The 2458-nt window shown below is 50.6% G+C and carries 2 protein-coding genes; both read right to left on the bottom strand.

Annotation, left to right across the window (positions count from 1 at the left end; translation table 11 throughout):
- On the bottom strand, positions 1 to 1138 hold a 1138-nt coding region (locus BN93_RS10190), incomplete at its 3' end, for a glycoside hydrolase family 10 protein (protein ID WP_019188231.1).
- A 305-nt stretch (positions 1139 to 1443) separates the two neighbouring features.
- Positions 1444 to 2458: DUF4623 domain-containing protein (locus tag BN93_RS10185; protein ID WP_044260421.1), on the bottom strand; the 1015-nt coding region annotated here is incomplete at its 5' end.

Below are 2458 nucleotides of genomic sequence, written 5' to 3'. Positions count from 1 at the left end.
CCGGATTGTTCAGCAAGTCTTTGGCACTGTAAAGCACGCTGCCCTTTACTTTGTGGAATTTCTGGGCAAAAGCGAACTGGTTAGCCAGTTCGGCGGAACTCTGATAGGCCGCTGCCTTGTCTGAACCAAAACGATAAGTTCCATATCCAACAAAAAGCGCATTGTTATATGTAAATTGCGACCACCAATGTAGGCGGTGGTTGAAACCAGACTCGGCACTACCCATGGGGAAATAGAGCTGTGGGATGATGGCTTCAGACCAACCCTCGCGCGACCATTTCAGCACATCGGCATACATGGTGTTGTAGTTGTAGTCGGGGTTTCCCGCCGGACTGATGGTGAAAGCCACCTCGGGGCGCGTAGCCTGTATTACATCGTGTATGCCCTTAACGGTTAAGTCCACGTTGTTACGGCGGAAATCTTCTACCGTGATGGTGGGTTTTCCATCCTTATCTTTGGCTACATACTGCTCGTATTCTTTCTCATCCTTGATGGTTTCGCCAGAAGCGAGCGAGGGATAGAAGTAGTCGTCGATGTGCACGCCGTCCACATCGTATTTGGTGATGAGTTCTTTCACGATGTCGAAGATGCGTTGGCGCACCTCGGGCAAAGCGGGATTGTACATCCTAATCGTTTTATAGTCTACCGTCATGGCCTGGGGTATGCGACTGTCTAGTGCAGGGAATGCCGCTGCATCTGCCTTTTTTGTGGCTACGCGATAGGGGTTTAGCCATGCGTGGAAGGCTATTCCACGCTTGTGGGCCTCGTCTATCATGAAGCGCAGCACGTCGTATCCCGGGTCTTTGTCTGCCTGGCCCGTGAGATATTGGCACCACGGCTCGTAGGCCGACTTATAAAATGCGTCGGCCATGCCCCTTACCTGCACGAACACGGCATTGATGTTGTTTTGTTTAAAGAGGTCCATATAGGCGATATAGCTGGCCTTTTGGGCTTCGCCATCATACTCACCCTGTGGCCAATCTAGCCCCCACACGGTGGCCATCCATACGCCACGCAATTCTTTCTTGGGCAGAATGGGTTGGTTGGAGAGGTCGGGCTGGTCGTTATTGTCGTCACGATGACAGGCCACAACCAACAATACGCACAGGGCTAGGGCTACTTTCTTCCACGTTTTCATAATTATGATGTTTTAAATGTTTCGCACACGCGGCTTTGAAAAGTTAAAGGAGTTAAGAGGTTATCACTCGCTTGGCTCGTTGGGAGCTAAGACTTTTTTGAGTTGGGAAATTGATGAGTTGATGAATTGGGGAGTTGATGAGCCTGGGATTTAATGAGTTTATCAGTTGAGGAGTTGACGGGGTTGACGTGCTTTGTCGTCCATCCCGCAACAAGTCATTTACCTAAACCTTTGTCACTTCAACTTTTTGTTTCATTTTCCCATCAACTTGTAACTCATAAGTCCACAAACTCACCAACGTCAGATTAATCATCCTTATCTTGCGCCATAGGCACTTCAACGATGACGAAACCCGATTCGCCTCGCGATGCGAAGAGATAAAGTTTGGCATCTTTACCTTGTGCATCGCGTTCGATATAGAAGTTGGTGCAAGGCGAGGGGGCACCGTTCCCGGCTCCACCTAAGATGAAGGAGTAAACGGGCTCGTGTTCGCTAGCAGCATCAAAGCGTTCGAGAGCCTCGGCCAAGTTGTTGCCCTTGCTGATGTCGAAGACATAGAGCGTGGGCGTGGCCTTGCTTGCGTTGCCGAAACCGGCGGAACAGGTGATGAGGTAGCGTTTGTTGTTGAACATGAATGCGCGGGCGGCAACGGCCTCTGCGGGCTGGTGCTCGGCTGAAAGACTGAACTTCTTTTCGGCAGCGTTGCCCGAAAGGGTGATGGGCATGGCCAAACCGCTATACAGATAGTCACCCGTATTTTCGTAACGATAGATGTTCATTGCCACCTTCATCTTCGGGTCGGCAGACAAAATGGTTGGCTCTGACACCGTCTTGTGACCTGAAACAGTGAGGCGAAGAATGTTCTGCGCCGTGTTTTCGCCAAAGAAGATGTGCCCATCGCCGTTCTTGTCGATGTTGAGCGACATGTTGTCGCCATAGCGTTTGCCCGATTCGGGTATGTCTTGCACTGTGGAATGGAATATCACTTCGGGTTTCGAGGTCGGCGTTTCCCAATAATAAATCTTCAAGGGCGAGGGCTTTCCGCCAGCAAGTGTTGCCATATAGATGTGCCCGTTGGCCAATGCGCCCATGTTGTAGGGGAACGTTCCGCCCGATACGTCGGTGAGGTCAAGCGGTATTCGGTTGATGTTACCCGCTTTGAGGTCGTCTACTTTCAGCAAGTGTGGCTTGTTGTCCGTACGTGTTACCACCAATACATGTTGTCCATCGAAGTCGGCACAGCGTGTACTTAATGTTTTAAAGTCTTCGTAACGATTGTCGCCCGCGAAGCTATACACCTTGGCATCCTTAAAGTCGGCA

It is taken from the genome of Prevotella conceptionensis 9403948, assembly GCF_000312305.1.
In the GTDB taxonomy this organism is placed as follows: Bacteria; Bacteroidota; Bacteroidia; order Bacteroidales; family Bacteroidaceae; genus Prevotella; species Prevotella conceptionensis.
Note: the sequence above shows the minus strand (reverse complement) of the source record. Positions and strands in the feature narration are given on the sequence as shown.